The sequence below is a fragment of the Paraburkholderia kirstenboschensis genome (genome assembly GCF_032806925.1).
Taxonomy (GTDB): Bacteria; Pseudomonadota; Gammaproteobacteria; order Burkholderiales; family Burkholderiaceae; genus Paraburkholderia; species Paraburkholderia kirstenboschensis.
The window spans coordinates 1441951-1455208 of the sequence record NZ_CP136511.1 but is presented as its reverse complement, the minus strand read 5'-3'; the positions used below and the strand labels follow the sequence as shown (position 1 = coordinate 1455208).

At 60.8% G+C, this 13258-nt stretch carries 11 protein-coding genes and 1 pseudogene; 7 read left to right on the top strand and 5 right to left on the bottom strand.

Annotation, left to right across the window (positions count from 1 at the left end):
• Positions 1 to 564: 564 nt before the first annotated feature.
• From RW095_RS07105 to RW095_RS07095, 3 genes and pseudogenes are all read right to left on the bottom strand, one after another.
• Positions 565 to 726: pseudogene (locus tag RW095_RS07105) on the bottom strand (copper resistance protein CopC); the annotation flags it as partial.
• Positions 727 to 818: 92 nt separating this feature from the next.
• Positions 819 to 1115 (bottom strand): DUF2946 family protein, encoded by a 297-nt coding sequence (locus RW095_RS07100; RefSeq protein ID WP_317016636.1) that lies wholly within the window; start codon positions 1113 to 1115, stop codon positions 819 to 821.
• A 511-nt stretch (positions 1116 to 1626) separates the two neighbouring features.
• Positions 1627 to 1962, bottom strand: a complete 336-nt coding sequence (locus tag RW095_RS07095; RefSeq protein ID WP_317015372.1) for a hypothetical protein — start codon at positions 1960 to 1962, stop codon at positions 1627 to 1629.
• 419 nt (positions 1963 to 2381) lie between these two features.
• Between RW095_RS07095 and RW095_RS07090 the strand changes: the two genes are divergently transcribed.
• The 7 genes from RW095_RS07090 to RW095_RS07060 all read left to right on the top strand — a co-directional run bounded on the left by RW095_RS07090 (position 2382) and on the right by RW095_RS07060 (position 10103).
• Positions 2382 to 2573 (top strand): hypothetical protein, encoded by a 192-nt coding sequence (locus RW095_RS07090; protein WP_317015370.1) that lies wholly within the window; start codon positions 2382 to 2384, stop codon positions 2571 to 2573.
• An 849-nt stretch (positions 2574 to 3422) separates the two neighbouring features.
• Entirely contained in the window at positions 3423 to 4406 is a 984-nt protein-coding gene (locus tag RW095_RS07085) for an AraC family transcriptional regulator (protein ID WP_317015369.1), read from the top strand.
• Between the two features lie 16 nt (positions 4407 to 4422).
• Entirely contained in the window at positions 4423 to 5478 is a 1056-nt protein-coding gene (locus RW095_RS07080) for an ABC transporter substrate-binding protein (RefSeq protein ID WP_317015367.1), read from the top strand.
• A gap of 69 nt (positions 5479 to 5547) precedes the next feature.
• Positions 5548 to 6363 carry an ATP-binding cassette domain-containing protein gene (locus RW095_RS07075; RefSeq protein WP_317015366.1) on the top strand — a complete coding sequence of 272 codons (816 nt, stop codon included), beginning with the start codon at positions 5548 to 5550 and terminating at the stop codon, positions 6361 to 6363.
• Between the two features lie 2 nt (positions 6364 to 6365).
• Positions 6366 to 7649, top strand: coding sequence for a sugar ABC transporter permease (locus RW095_RS07070; protein WP_317015364.1), 1284 nt, complete (start codon positions 6366 to 6368; stop codon positions 7647 to 7649).
• A gap of 25 nt (positions 7650 to 7674) precedes the next feature.
• Positions 7675 to 8403: an SDR family oxidoreductase gene (locus tag RW095_RS07065; RefSeq protein WP_317015363.1), complete on the top strand. Its 729-nt coding sequence runs from the start codon at positions 7675 to 7677 to the stop codon at positions 8401 to 8403.
• Positions 8404 to 8474: 71 nt separating this feature from the next.
• On the top strand, positions 8475 to 10103 hold the full coding sequence (locus tag RW095_RS07060; protein WP_317015361.1) for an FGGY-family carbohydrate kinase: 1629 nt from the start codon (positions 8475 to 8477) through the stop codon (positions 10101 to 10103).
• A 397-nt stretch (positions 10104 to 10500) separates the two neighbouring features.
• Here RW095_RS07060 and RW095_RS07055 read toward each other — a convergent pair whose 3' ends face one another.
• Positions 10501 to 10782, bottom strand: coding sequence for a hypothetical protein (locus RW095_RS07055; RefSeq protein ID WP_317015360.1), 282 nt, complete (start codon positions 10780 to 10782; stop codon positions 10501 to 10503).
• 168 nt (positions 10783 to 10950) lie between these two features.
• Positions 10951 to 13248 carry a beta-glucosidase family protein gene (locus RW095_RS07050; RefSeq protein WP_317015358.1) on the bottom strand — a complete coding sequence of 766 codons (2298 nt, stop codon included), beginning with the start codon at positions 13246 to 13248 and terminating at the stop codon, positions 10951 to 10953.
• Positions 13249 to 13258 lie beyond the last annotated feature (10 nt).

Genomic DNA, 13258 nt, shown 5'->3' with positions numbered 1-13258 from the left:
AGGATAAGGCTGGCAACGCGCCAGCGGATAGAAGGTGGTGAGATGCTGGTTCCTCTCACGAGCGCGACACGACGTCGGCTTAGGATCGGCCGGAGAGATGTATGAAGAGCGTCCTTGACAACATCCTGCTCATAGAAGTGCGATCCACCGTCGAGACTTACTGCTACGCCGCCCTCAGGAATTCATGTGCCTACCAAACGAAAACCGATCCCGATTGACACGGAAAGTCATATCAGTCCTTCGACCCCTTGCTGCCTCTCAGGTGGAAGTGGCGGGCGTCTGCTTGCCGACCGATGCTGTTGAAAAAGTCGCGCCATACGGTTTGTCGTGCAACAGCAAAGAAATCGACCTCTCAGATCGGCCTACAAGCCGCTCGCAGCCCTTGGGTAAGGGTAAAGCGACCCATGAAACCCTCGCGATTCGACGGTCGCCGACTTTTTCAACAGCATCCGACCGAAACCAGTCAATCAACGATAACGCAATGTCTTGCCATTAACGCTTTGAAGGTCGTGCGGCAGGTAACCGCACGACGTAGAACTCAACATGCCGCGATGCCATTGACGCTTACTTCACTTCGAACGCGTAATCGCCATGGGTGCGATGCCCGTCTGATGCGACTGCCACCCAATGCACGGAATAGCGCCCGGCCTGCAAGGGAGGCAGTGCAACGGTGATCACGCCCGGCTGATGCGTGTCGACCACGGCCTTATCGGCGTTGACCTGTTCATCCTTGTTTGAGGTCGTTGTAATGGGTCACACGTCGGGAAACAGGCGCGCGACACACTGCGATGCAGCGAATGCATCGCGTCGGTGGAGACTCAAATCAGGATGGGACCGTGGGGCGCGGGGTTGGGCTGGAGTGAATGGCAGGCCGCGCCGAATGCTCTCGGACCGGGCGGCAATGCGATGCTGGGTTGTCCAGACCGTGATGCACAAGCGGGTTGAACGCTTGGCATCGCCGGCATGTGGGCGAGCAGGTTGCAGTAACCGCAAGCCTGCCCGTGGGAAGCCAGGGAGTGGGAAGCGTCCTGGTTATTCGGCGCGTCGTCTGGCGTCGATTGCGCGGAGCAAAGTGAGGCCGAAAGAACTGTCCCATCGCGCCTCGCAGCGAGCATCTGAGACACGGCCGGCGCGAGTGTCACCATCAGGATCGCAAGCAATCCCAAAAGGCTGCCAATCTTCAAATGGAAACGCGCGGGCATGGGTCAGACCGTTGAAGCGGCGCTGCCGTTATGGTGCCCGATTATGGCACGACGTATTCAAGGCACGTAGAGGTGGCCCCCTTTTGTCGCGGGACGATTCCCGCTTCCGTTGAATCGAGAATGATGAATGGTCACTCTACGGCAATGCCCGAACGTCGTCTGATGGCCCGGGTGCTGCCCGGCGGCCTTTGCAGCGGGACCTTGCTTAGTCTTGGTCAATGACGTCGCTTGTGCCATCCAAGCGCCGGACGTGCGGCATCGTGGCCATTTCGCAACGCCTGCGGGAGCCATTGACATAAGCCCGCGCCGCGGTAGATGGACCACGCGGCCTCTTGCAAACATCCAGACGAAATACCGGATTGCTTCGGCAATGCAGATGTGTAGGATGAAGCTAACGCCAGCGTCCTGTGCGCGGCGTGTGTGTTCAGGCCGCAGCGATCTGCGGCTTTTTTTGCATTCGCGCTGTCTCAGGCGCTTGCACCGGGTATCCGGTGTTGCTAACGACGGCACAAACGGCTGGCGCAGATTTATCGAAGGGAAACGGCGGCCTCGGACGTGGCCGACCGTCGATATGGGCTTTGGCGTATTCAATGGCAAACGTACATGCTGCGTTCTCGGATGCGAAGTATCCAAGAATGCAAAATGTTTCCCGTTTGCCGTTCCGATGCGTGACGATCGCTGTTGCTGCGTAGCCGGGCATGGAAATTGGGGCGAGAGGCATGATCGTAGATGTCTTGTATTCCACAGGATCAGCGTGCATGGCATGTCGCTCCTTGTCGTGGCTCGGCGAGGCGAGCGTGAGGCCCAACTATTCGATCCCAGGACAATCTGCGACGTTCAAAAGGAGCCGAGCTGGCTGGTGGCAACGGACGGTCGATGCGGCCGTGGGCCAGCCACCCAAACCGCAGTCGCGACTAAACCAGGGCCACCGGGAACTGAGACGGACGGCGGACATCGCAGGACACCCATCTCAACCTTTCGGTCGGCGGTGCGACCATTGTCGAAACAAGTTGGCTCGATGCTCGATGCAATAAATCGCACTTGGACGTTTGGTCGAACGGCTATTAGGGCGACGAATGCATGGATGCATGCGCGGAATGTCGCTTCCTCGGGGACGGCCAGCGAGGGACCGGATCTTGCTCGCGATGTCCCTGTCCTGCTGATGGAAGGGAGCGCGTCATGATGAAGCTACTTGGCATCCTGGCTTTAGCGTTCGGTATTGCGGGTTGCGTCGCTGCCCAGCCGCCCTACTACGGCTACGGCGACCCGCCCGGCTATTATGCGCCGCGCCCCAGTTTCGGCATTGGGATTGGGGCAGGCAGTTTCGGTGGGAGTGGTTTCGGAGGCGTCGGCGTCGGGCTCGGGTTTTAGATGGGGCGATACTGCCGTCAATCATGCGTCGTCTCTGGCCAGCAGTCCGACATAAAGAACGTCACTGTCCCGGGCAGAGCCTCATGCGCGACGTAGCGGGAGCGTCAGTTCATTGCGCCCATAGATATCAGCCATGAGACCGATCCTCTCGCCGGCATCACTTCGCATTCGTCCCGTTTTTGCGCCGCGTTGGTCCCACACCGACCCCAACTCGGTCGTCCATCGCTGCGCTCCCATACGTCGCATCCTGCGACTATAACGGCCATTCGTTGCAGCAGCCTCACTTGTCTCGCCGTCACAAACTCTCCATCGAGCCAAGTGTGCGTATATGCCGTTGTCCATTCAACTGGCAACATCTGCTTCTTGACCATTGCCGATGGCAGGTCCTGCGATGAACGTTCTTCAGTGCTTTCGCTGCAAACCGGACCGCACGCGACGACTGGGCTGGTATTCCCACCAATTGCGGCGACTCAGGCACACGGCACAACTGCACAGCACGGATAGCGCTTATGCAGCAAAATCACACGTGCGCCGCAATCAAGGGCATCCGGCCTCCGAATCCGAACCAGAACGAGCCACCGCACCTGACCCGCCGACATTCTTCCTAAAATTTGACCCTGAGGCGCCTTGTGGCACCGTACGCCGCCCGTATGCCCGCAGAAACTGCTGCACTGCACATATTTTGTGCCCGAGAACATCAATAGGGGTTACCCGAATGCAAAAAACTATCAGAATATCGTCCTATCGCGTGTAGTGAAATTTTGCGGCAACGACTATCCTTCGATCCATGGAAGGCGGTGAGAAGACCGAACAGTCCGTCGGCACAGACGGCAGTTCATGGAGACAGACGTGAAGAACGACACGATCGATGCGGCTGAACGCGGCACTCGCCGTCGTGCCCGTGTTGCCCAGCCCGACCTCGAGCTGGTTGCCGTGCCGCGCGACGAATCGTTCAAGGTGTGGTCGCACGGCTATCCCTACAGAACTGTGCGCTGGCACTTTCATCCCGAGTACGAACTTCATCTCATCACCGCCACGACGGGAAAGTACTTCGTCGGCGATTACATCGGCGACTTCGCCGCCGGCAACCTCGTCATGACCGGTCCCAATCTGCCGCACAACTGGGTCAGTAATGTGCCGCGCGGCGAGCAGGTGAACGAGCGCTGTCTGGTGCTGCAGTTCGATTCCGAATTCGTCCTGCGCGCAATCGATGCCTTTCCCGAGTTCAGGAAGGTGACGGGCCTGCTCGAAGCATCGCGTTGCGGCGTGTTGTTTCCACCGGAGACGGGCGCCGCCGCCGAACCGATCATGCGGGAGATGCTGCACGCGCAAGGGATGCGGCGCATTGCGCTGTTCGTGTCCTTGTTCGGCCTGCTTCTTCAGAGCAGCGAACCGGTCAAGCTGGCAAGCGCGGCCTATCGAGCCGATCCGGCGCGCTACGCCGAGACGCGCATCAATCATGTGCTGACGTATATCGGCAAGAACCTGGCCCAGGAACTTCGCGAAGCCGATCTGGCAGGACTGGCGGGCCAAAGCGTGAGCGCATTCTCCCGGTACTTCCGCCGCCATACCGGCGTGCCCTTCGTGCAGTACGTGAACCGGCTGCGCATCAACCTTGCGTGCCAGTTGCTGTTGTCGGGCGAATTGAGTATCAGCGAGATCGGCTATCAGATCGGATTCAACAACCTGTCGAACTTCAACCGGCAGTTTCTGATGCTCAAGGGTATGTCGCCCTCAAGATGGCGCGCATACCAGCAAATCAACGCTGCAAGCGGGTCCACCGCGCCGAGTATGGCGTCACAACACATGGCGGCAATCGCCGCCACCCAATAAACAAAGGAGACACTCAATGAAAAAGCTTTCGAAAATCGTCGGCAGCATCAGCGCAATTACATTAGGGATGCTAAGCGGATCGGTGCTGGCGGCACCTTCAGGAACCGTCGCGTTTCTTATGCCCGATCAGGCATCCACCCGATATGAACAGCACGACTTTCCGGGCTTCAAGGCGACGATGAGCAAGCTGTGTCCCGACTGCAAGGTGCTCTATCAGAACGCGAACGCGGACGTCGCGACCCAGCAGCAACAGTTCAACTCGGTCATCGCGCAGGGCGCGAAGGTGATCGTGCTGGACCCGGTGGATTCGACTGCCGCGGCGTCGCTGGTTCATCTGGCGCAAAGCCAGGGCGTGAAGGTGATTGCCTACGATCGTCCGGTTCCATCGACGCCGGCTGACTACTACGTGTCGTTTGATAACGAAGGCATCGGCCGCATGATCGCCCAGTCTCTCGTGCAGCATCTGAAAGACACCGGCGTGCCGACCAGCAAAGGTGGCCTTCTGGAAGTCAACGGCTCTCCCACCGACGCCGCAGCGGGGCTGATCAAGAAGGGCATCCATTCCGGCCTCGCGTCCAGCGGTTACAAGACGCTCGCCGAGTACGACACGCCGGAATGGGCGCCGCCGAAGGCGCAGCAATGGGTCAGCGGACAGATCACGCGCTTTCAGTCGCAAATCGTGGGCGTCGTGGCCGCAAACGACGGCACCGCCGGCGGAACGGTCGCGGCCTTCAAGGCGGCCGGCGTGAATCCGGTGCCACCCGTAACGGGCAATGATGCGACGATCGCCGGTCTCCAACTGATCATTGCCGGCGACGAGTACAACACCATCCTGAAGCCGAGCGAGATCGTTGCGGCGGCGGCAGCCAAGGTCGCCGTCGGCTTCCTGTCCGGGCAGGCCGCGAAGGGCGAAACGACGCTCTTCAACACGCCCACGCAACTCTTCACGCCGACGGTCATCACGGCGAAGAACCTCAAGGCCGAAGTGGTCGACAAGGGTTTCGCGAGCGGGAAGACCTTGTGCACCGACCGTTATGCGGAAGGCTGCAAGAAGCTGGGCATCACCAATTAAACCGGCGCCGCGCCGGACGAACGGCGGCGCCGCATCGGTTTTTCATTCGTTCAAGCAGAGGTACGGTCCATGACTGACAACTCCACGAAGCCGCCCGTCCCGGGAAAGCTGGTGCTTAGTCTGCGCAACATATCCAAGCACTTCGGAGCGGTCTCGGCCCTGACGGACATCGAACTCGACGTACATGCCGGCGAAGTCGTCGCGCTGGTGGGTGACAACGGCGCCGGCAAATCGACGCTCATCAAGGTGCTGGCGGGCGTGCATCAGCCGAGCTCGGGCACGATCACCTTCGACGGCAAGGAAGTCACGCTCGCCAACCCGGCTGCCGCGCTCGATCTGGGCATTGCCACGGTGTTTCAGGATCTCGCGCTGTGCGAGAACCTCGATGTAGTCGCGAACATCTTCCTCGGGCGTGAACTGAGTCCCATGCGCCTGGACGAAGTTTCGATGGAGATGCGGGCATGGACCCTTCTGAATGAATTGTCAGCGCGCATTCCCGATGTGCGCGATGTGGTGGCATCGCTATCCGGCGGGCAGCGGCAAACCGTGGCCATCGCGCGTTCGCTGCTGCTCGACCCGAAACTGATCATGCTGGACGAGCCGACGGCTGCGCTGGGCGTGGCGCAGACCGCGGAAGTCCTGAACCTTATTGAACGAGTGCGCGACCGCGGGCACGCGGTGATCATCATCAGCCACAACATGGAAGACGTGCGCGCCGTGGCGGATCGGATCGTCGTGCTTCGACTCGGCAAGAACAACGGCGTCTTCTATCCCGACTCGTCGAATCAGGAGCTCGTCGCCGCGATCACGGGCGCGACCGAGAACGCAGTCTCGCGCCGCGCCGACCGGCGTCAGGCTCAAACGAATGCCGAGTGGGAGAATTAATCATGGGTAACCAGGTTCCGGATGCTCCGCAGGGAAAGCCGCAGAAGCCTGATCAGCCTTCTGCATTGCTGGATCGCAGCGACGTGCGCGTCAAACACGCCGCGGGCATCGGAGGCGCGATCTCGGCGTTCGTCGATCAGGTGAAGTCGGGTGATCTGGGTTCGTTGCCCGTCGTCGTTGGCCTCGTCATCATCTGGACCGTGTTCACGAGCCTGAACCCGGTCTTCCTATCGGCCAACAATCTGGTCAACCTGCTCTTCGACTGCTCGACCATCGGCGTCATCTCGCTCGGTATCGTGTGCGTGCTGATGGTCGGCGAAATCGACCTGTCCGTCGGTTCGATGAGCGGCTTTGCTTCAGCTCTCATGGGCATGCTCTGGGTCAACGAAGGCTGGCCGGTGGGACTGGCGATCGTTGCGGCCATCGTCGTGGGCACGATCGTCGGTGCGCTGTATGCCTCCTTGCTCAACCGCCTCGGGATGCCCAGCTTCGTCGCAACGCTGGCCGGATTACTCGCATTGCTTGGGCTGCAGCTGTATGTCCTCGGTTCAAGCGGTTCCATCAATCTGCCCTATGGTTCGGCGATGGTTAACCTCGGGCAGCTGATTGTGCTTCCGCCTGTCGTGTCATATGTGATTGCGCTCGTGCCGGGCGTCGTGACGCTGGTCCTCGGGATGCGAACGTACCAACGCCGCCGGGCATCGAATCTGTCGGCGCCGTCGATGAGCAGTCTGCTGACGCGCTGCATCGTCATTACCGTGCTGCTGGAAGTGGTGGTGGCGTATCTGAACCAGGGACGCGGCGTTCCGCTTCTGTTCGGCCTGTTCCTGGCGCTTGCGGTGGTGATGGACTACATGCTCAGACGTACGCGATGGGGCCGTTCGATGCAGGCAGTCGGCGGCAACAAGGAAGCCGCCAGACGCGCGGGGATCAACGTCAAGCGCATCTATATGAGCGCCTTCGTGACCTGCTCCGGTCTGGCGGCGCTCGGCGGGGTCCTGTCGGCAGCGCGCCTCGCGTCGGCCAGTCAGCAGGCCGGCACCGGCGACGTCAACCTCAACGCGATCGCAGCGGCGGTGATCGGCGGGACCAGTCTGTTTGGCGGGCGCGGCAGCGCGTACTCGGCGGTGCTTGGCATCATCGTGATCCAGTCGATCGCCAGTGGACTGACGCTGCTAAACCTGTCGTCCTCGCTGCGTTTCATGATCACGGGGGCAGTGTTGGCGATTGCAGTCATCGTCGATTCGCTTGCCCGGCAATCGCGCGTCTCTCACGGTCGCGCCTGAATTCAGATTTCCAGGAGACAGATGAATGACTGACACCATCAAAGGAAAAGTCGCGGCCATTACCGGTGCAGCGTCGGGCATCGGTCTTGCCTGCGCGCGTGAGCTGATCGCTCACGGTGCGAAGGTCGTGCTGATCGACCGTGCCAGGGAGCGCCTCGACACGCTATGCGCGGAGCTTGGTCCCGATGCATTGCCGATCGTCGCCGACCTGTTGAATCCGGCGGAAGTGTCGGGCCTGCTGCCTCGCATCCTTGATGCGGCCGGCGGCCTCGACATCTTCCACGCCAACGCCGGCGCGTACGTGGGCGGCGAGGTTGTCGAAGGCGATCCGGACGCATGGGACCGCATGTTGAACCTGAACATCAATGCCGCGTTCCGTTCGGTGCATGCCGTCCTTCCGCACATGGTCAAGCAGCAGTCCGGCGACATCATCTTCACCAGCTCCATCGCGGGCATGGTGCCGGTGGTCTGGGAACCCATCTACACCGCTTCGAAGTTTGCAGTGCAGGCTTTCGTGCACACGACGCGGCGTCAGCTCTCGAAGCATGGTGTGCGCGTAGGATCGGTTTTGCCGGGCCCGGTGGTGACGGCGTTACTGGACGACTGGCCGAAAGCGAAGATGGATGAGGCACTCGCATCCGGAAGCCTGATGCAGCCGAAAGAAGTCGCCGATGCCGTGCTCTTCATGCTGACACGGCCGCGCAACGTGACCATTCGTGACCTCGTGATCCTTCCGAATGCGGTCGATCTCTGAGGCCAGTCGGCCATGCCAGGGGCGCCGGTGCGCCTCGACTTCGACCCCAACGCTTCCTCAGGCAGTGAGCCATGACTTCTGATCACACGACCTTCGACGTAACGAACGCGCGGTTTGTCGTCGGAGTAGATGTCGGCACCGGCAGCGCCCGCGCTGGCATCTTCGACCTCGATGGCCGCATGCTGGCGGCGGCAAAGCAGGACATCACTCTGTATCGCGCGAGCGGTTCCATGGTCGAACAATCGAGCACTGAAATCTGGGCCGCCGTCTGTCATGCCGTCAAGGAGGCGATCGCGCAGGCGGATGTATCGCCCGAACAGATCGTCGGGATCGGATTCGATGCCACGTGCTCGCTCGTCGTACTGGGCGCAGGCGGCACGCCGCTCCCGGTCGGACCGTCGGAGGTGGCGGAGCGCGACATCATCGTCTGGATGGATCATCGCGCCGTGGAGCAGGCGGAACGCATCAACGCCGCGGGGCACGGCGTCCTGAAATATGTGGGCGGCAAGATATCGCCGGAGATGGAAACACCGAAGCTGCTGTGGCTTCTCGAGAATCGTCCGACCGTATTCGATGATGCGTGGCAGTTCTTCGATCTGACCGACTTTCTGACGTGGCGTTCGACGGGTGACTTGTCGCGATCCACCTGCACGGTCACGTGCAAGTGGACGTATCTTGCCCATGAGCGTCGTTGGGACAGTAGCTACTTTCACAGCGTCGGACTCGGCGTACTGGCGGACGAGGACTTCGCTCGCATCGGCCGGAACATAGTGGAACCCGGCACGCCGTTGGGAACGGGCCTTACCGAAGATGCGGCCGCGGAGCTTGGCTTGCGCGCGGGGACGCCCGTTGCTGCGGGCATAATCGACGCTCACGCGGGTGGTATCGGCACGGTGGGCGCCGAAGGCGAGCCGGAAGCCTGTCTTGCTTATGTGTTCGGAACGTCGTCCTGCACAATGACGACAACCCGTGAGCCGGTGTTCGTGCCTGGCGTCTGGGGACCGTATTTCTCTGCGATGGTCCCGAACGCCTGGCTCAACGAGGGCGGCCAGTCCGTTGCGGGGGCGGCCATCGAAAGGCTGCTCACGCTGCACCCCGCAACCGCCGAGGCGCGAAGCCGTGCCGAAGAAGTGGGACAGTCGCTGCCGGCGATGCTGGCCAATCTCGCGACGCAGGCGTCCCACACATTGTCGGACGTCGTGAAGCTGGCGCAGGGCGTGCATGTGGTTCCCGAATTCCTGGGCAACCGCGCGCCGTTCGCCGATCCGCATGCGAGAGCGGTGATTGCGGGCCTCGGCATGGAGACCGACCTCGACAGTCTGGTATCGCTCTATATCGCGGGTATCTGCAGTATCGGATATGGCTTGCGCCAGATCATCGAGACGCAGGCGTCGGCAGGCGCACCGATCGAGCGCGTGATGATCAGCGGAGGAGCGGGGCGACACGATCTCGTACGTCAGTTGCTCGCCGATGCGACCGGCAAGCCGGTGCTGGCCACGCGGGCGGAAGAGCCGGTTCTTCTCGGCGCAGCGATTCTGGGCGCCGTGGCGGGCGGGCAATTCGGCGACGTGCAAACGGCAATGGGCGTCATGTCTCACGTTAACAAGGTCTATGAGCCCCGCCGCGATATCAGTGCGTTGCACAATGCGCGGTTCGGTGCGTTCACCCGCTTGCAGGCGGTCGCCAGGGAGATTGGTTAGCCGGCCGTCGCGGAAAGTGAGATGACGGGTGTCCGCAGGCCTGGAACTGTCTCACCCGAGAGGCGATGGAACGACGCAGCAGGCGATGCCTCTGTCGAACGGCCGCCAACCTGATGATACTGTTGAAAAAGTCGCTGGTCGTCTATTTCATGAGGTTTTCAGGGGTCCTCTTACCCTTGGGCGGCATGTGCGAGCGGCTTATAGGCCGATCTGAGAGGTCAATATTCGCGCAGAACAACTGCTAAAACCTCCTCGGCGACTTTTTCAACAGTATCCTGATTACAGCGGACGCTGGGATGACCGATTTGTGTCGCGTTCGAAGGGCAGTTACTGGCCCGACTCCCGCCCGACGTCACGTCGGGACCGCGGCGGTCCCAAACGCTTTTCGCACGCCAGTTCAATCTGGATTGTGCGGCAGCGCCTGGCGCAGCACGTCGTCCACGAGCTTTCGGGCGGCACTATAGCCACCCATCAGCGCATCGGCCTGGGTTGCGAATGCCCAACTGCCGACATCCGCGAAACGCGGCGGAGACGCCGGCGCGGTTGTACCGGACGGCCCATGGATACGGACGATCGCGAAATATCGAACGCGCTTGCGCTTGTTCTTATCCGCGACGCTACTGAAATCAGACTCAACGCAGATCTTGAGGTTGAAGCTTTCATATTCGTAGCTGCGCATCTTTATCGCCTCAACAGATGCTTTCAAAACAGACTGCTAGAACAGAGTCGCTGCGAGCTCGCACTGCAGTGACTTGCGGCGGGAAAAGCGGGATCGGCGCGAGCTTATCGCAGCCATACTCACCGGACGACTAAGCGACGTCCGTGCCATCGCGCCGACCATGCCGATTCATGGCCGTCGAGCCCAATCCCATCCAAACGGAGCGGGATCACGGCTGACATTGTCATCGCCATCGCCGGTGTCGCGCATCGCCACGTTAACCGTAAAGGTGCTCTGTGCGACTATGTTGTCGGATGCATTGCCGACATAAACCGTATAAGTCCCCGCGGCGATTTTCCAGCTCTGCGCTGGACTGTCCCAGTAGCTAAGCGCGTGAAAACCGTTAATCGGATAGATATACAGCGAAAACGCCCTCTTCTCGCCCGGTTTGAGCAGCACTTTCTGGAACGCGATCAGCCGCTTCGCGGGTTCGCCGAGGTTCGGCGGCAAGCCCAGGTAGACCTGTGCGACCTCCGCGCCTTCTCGCAGCCCGGTGTTCTCCACGGTCAGCGCGACCTGAATTGGGCCGTTGCCGGTATAGCCACGCGGCGAAACGTGGACGTCGGAAATCTTGAAAGAGGTGTACGACAAGCCGTGACCAAACGCGAACAACGGTTTGATCTGTCGCGTGTCATACCACCTGTAACCGACCAGTAGACCCTCCGAGTATTGCACAACGGGATCCGTTCCCGACGTTCCGGGGTAGCGGTCCGGCGTGCTGGTAGGAGTATCCGTAGCCAGTCGTGGATACGTCACCGGCAGCTTGCCGGAAGGATTGGCCAGTCCAAAGAGCAATCGCGCGACGATGTTGCCGTCTTCCTGTCCCGAATACCATGTCTCCAGTATTGCCGGAACCTGGTCAGCCCACGGCATCAGAACCGGGTCGCCGTCCTTCAGAACGACGATCGTTCGCTTATTGCTGTTCGCGACAGCCGCTATCAACTTGTCCTGCCCTTTTGGCAACGACAGATCGGTACGGTCGGTTCCCTCTCCGGTCACTACGCCGGCCATCACGATCGCAACATCGGCGCTCGCCGCAGCTGCGGCGACCGCAGCGTCCATGCTCCCGTCGTTCGGCGCGGCGAGCACCTTCACCGCCGCACCGGAGCCTAGCTGCCGGAGCACATTCGTAATCCCTAGTAGTGGGCCGACGGTGTAGGTAGGTAGCACTAGCGAACTACCGCTTCCGCCAGCGATTGCATTATCCACATAGGTATTGTGCCCAACGATCACGATCGATTTCACCGCGCCCGACATCGGCAGCAGATTGCCGCTGTTTTTCAATAACACCGCGGACTGTTCGCCGATCGCACGTGCCTCGGCTCCGTCACTCTGGATCGTCGTGGAATCGAGCGGCGTGCGGACTACCGGACGATCGAAAATGCCCGCTTTGAACATCTGCGTGTAGCGACGGGTCAGCGCCTGGTTGACCGTCGCCATAGTCAACTCGCCTGTCGCCAATGCCTGATTGATGTTTGGCAGCGTGAACCAGATACCCGATTGCATCTCGAGGTCCATACCGGCATTCATCGACGGTGCAGTCGAATGCGTTGCGCCGAAGTCGGACTGCACGTAGCCGGTGAATCCTAATTCACCGCGCAAGATTGCATTGAGCGTTCGCGGGGTTTCACAGGCGTACGTCGGGCCGATCCGGTTATAAGAACACATCACCGAATCGACGTTGCCCCTTCTCACGGACACGCCGAATGGCAGCAGATAAATTTCATGAAGCGTACGGTCATCGACGACCACACTGACGGTGTTACGGTTCGCCTCCTGTTCGTTGAGTATGAAATGCTTTGACATCGCAATGACGCCAGTCTCTTGCGCACCGCGGATCTCGTTCTCGGCGATAACACCGGCGAGCACCGGGTCTTCGCTAAGGTACTCGAAGTTCCGGCCGCCCTGTCCCACGCGGACTGCGTTCATGCCGGGCGCCTCGACCACGTGCATGCCCAGCATGCGTGCTTCGCGGCCCAACAGGGCGCCGTACGCTCGGGCAAGGGTTGGATCGAAGCTCGCTGCCAGCGCCATCGACATCGGCAATGCGGTCGCCCGGTCCTGCGGCACGCAATCGCCCGCCCCAACCCCGACAGGTCCGTTCGTAATCCGAAACGTTGGAATGCTCAGCGCCGGTATGCCCGGGACGTGACGAATGCTGTTTCCACACGCCGGCACCTCGGCTATCGTGCCGCTCTGGCCATGTAACTGCGCGGCTTTCTGATCCAATGTCATCGCGCTGACCAGCAATGCCGCTCGCTGCTCGGGAGCAAGAGCGGTATTCATCCACGGCGGCGCACTTGCTGCTTGCGACGCACTCGCTGACAGCACAACGAACGTGGCGAATGCAACGGCGCTTTCGCATGCGATGCGGATTGCGCGATGCGAGATCACGGCTAGATGGGGTGATGCTTTGGAATTGGACATATCGGTTCCT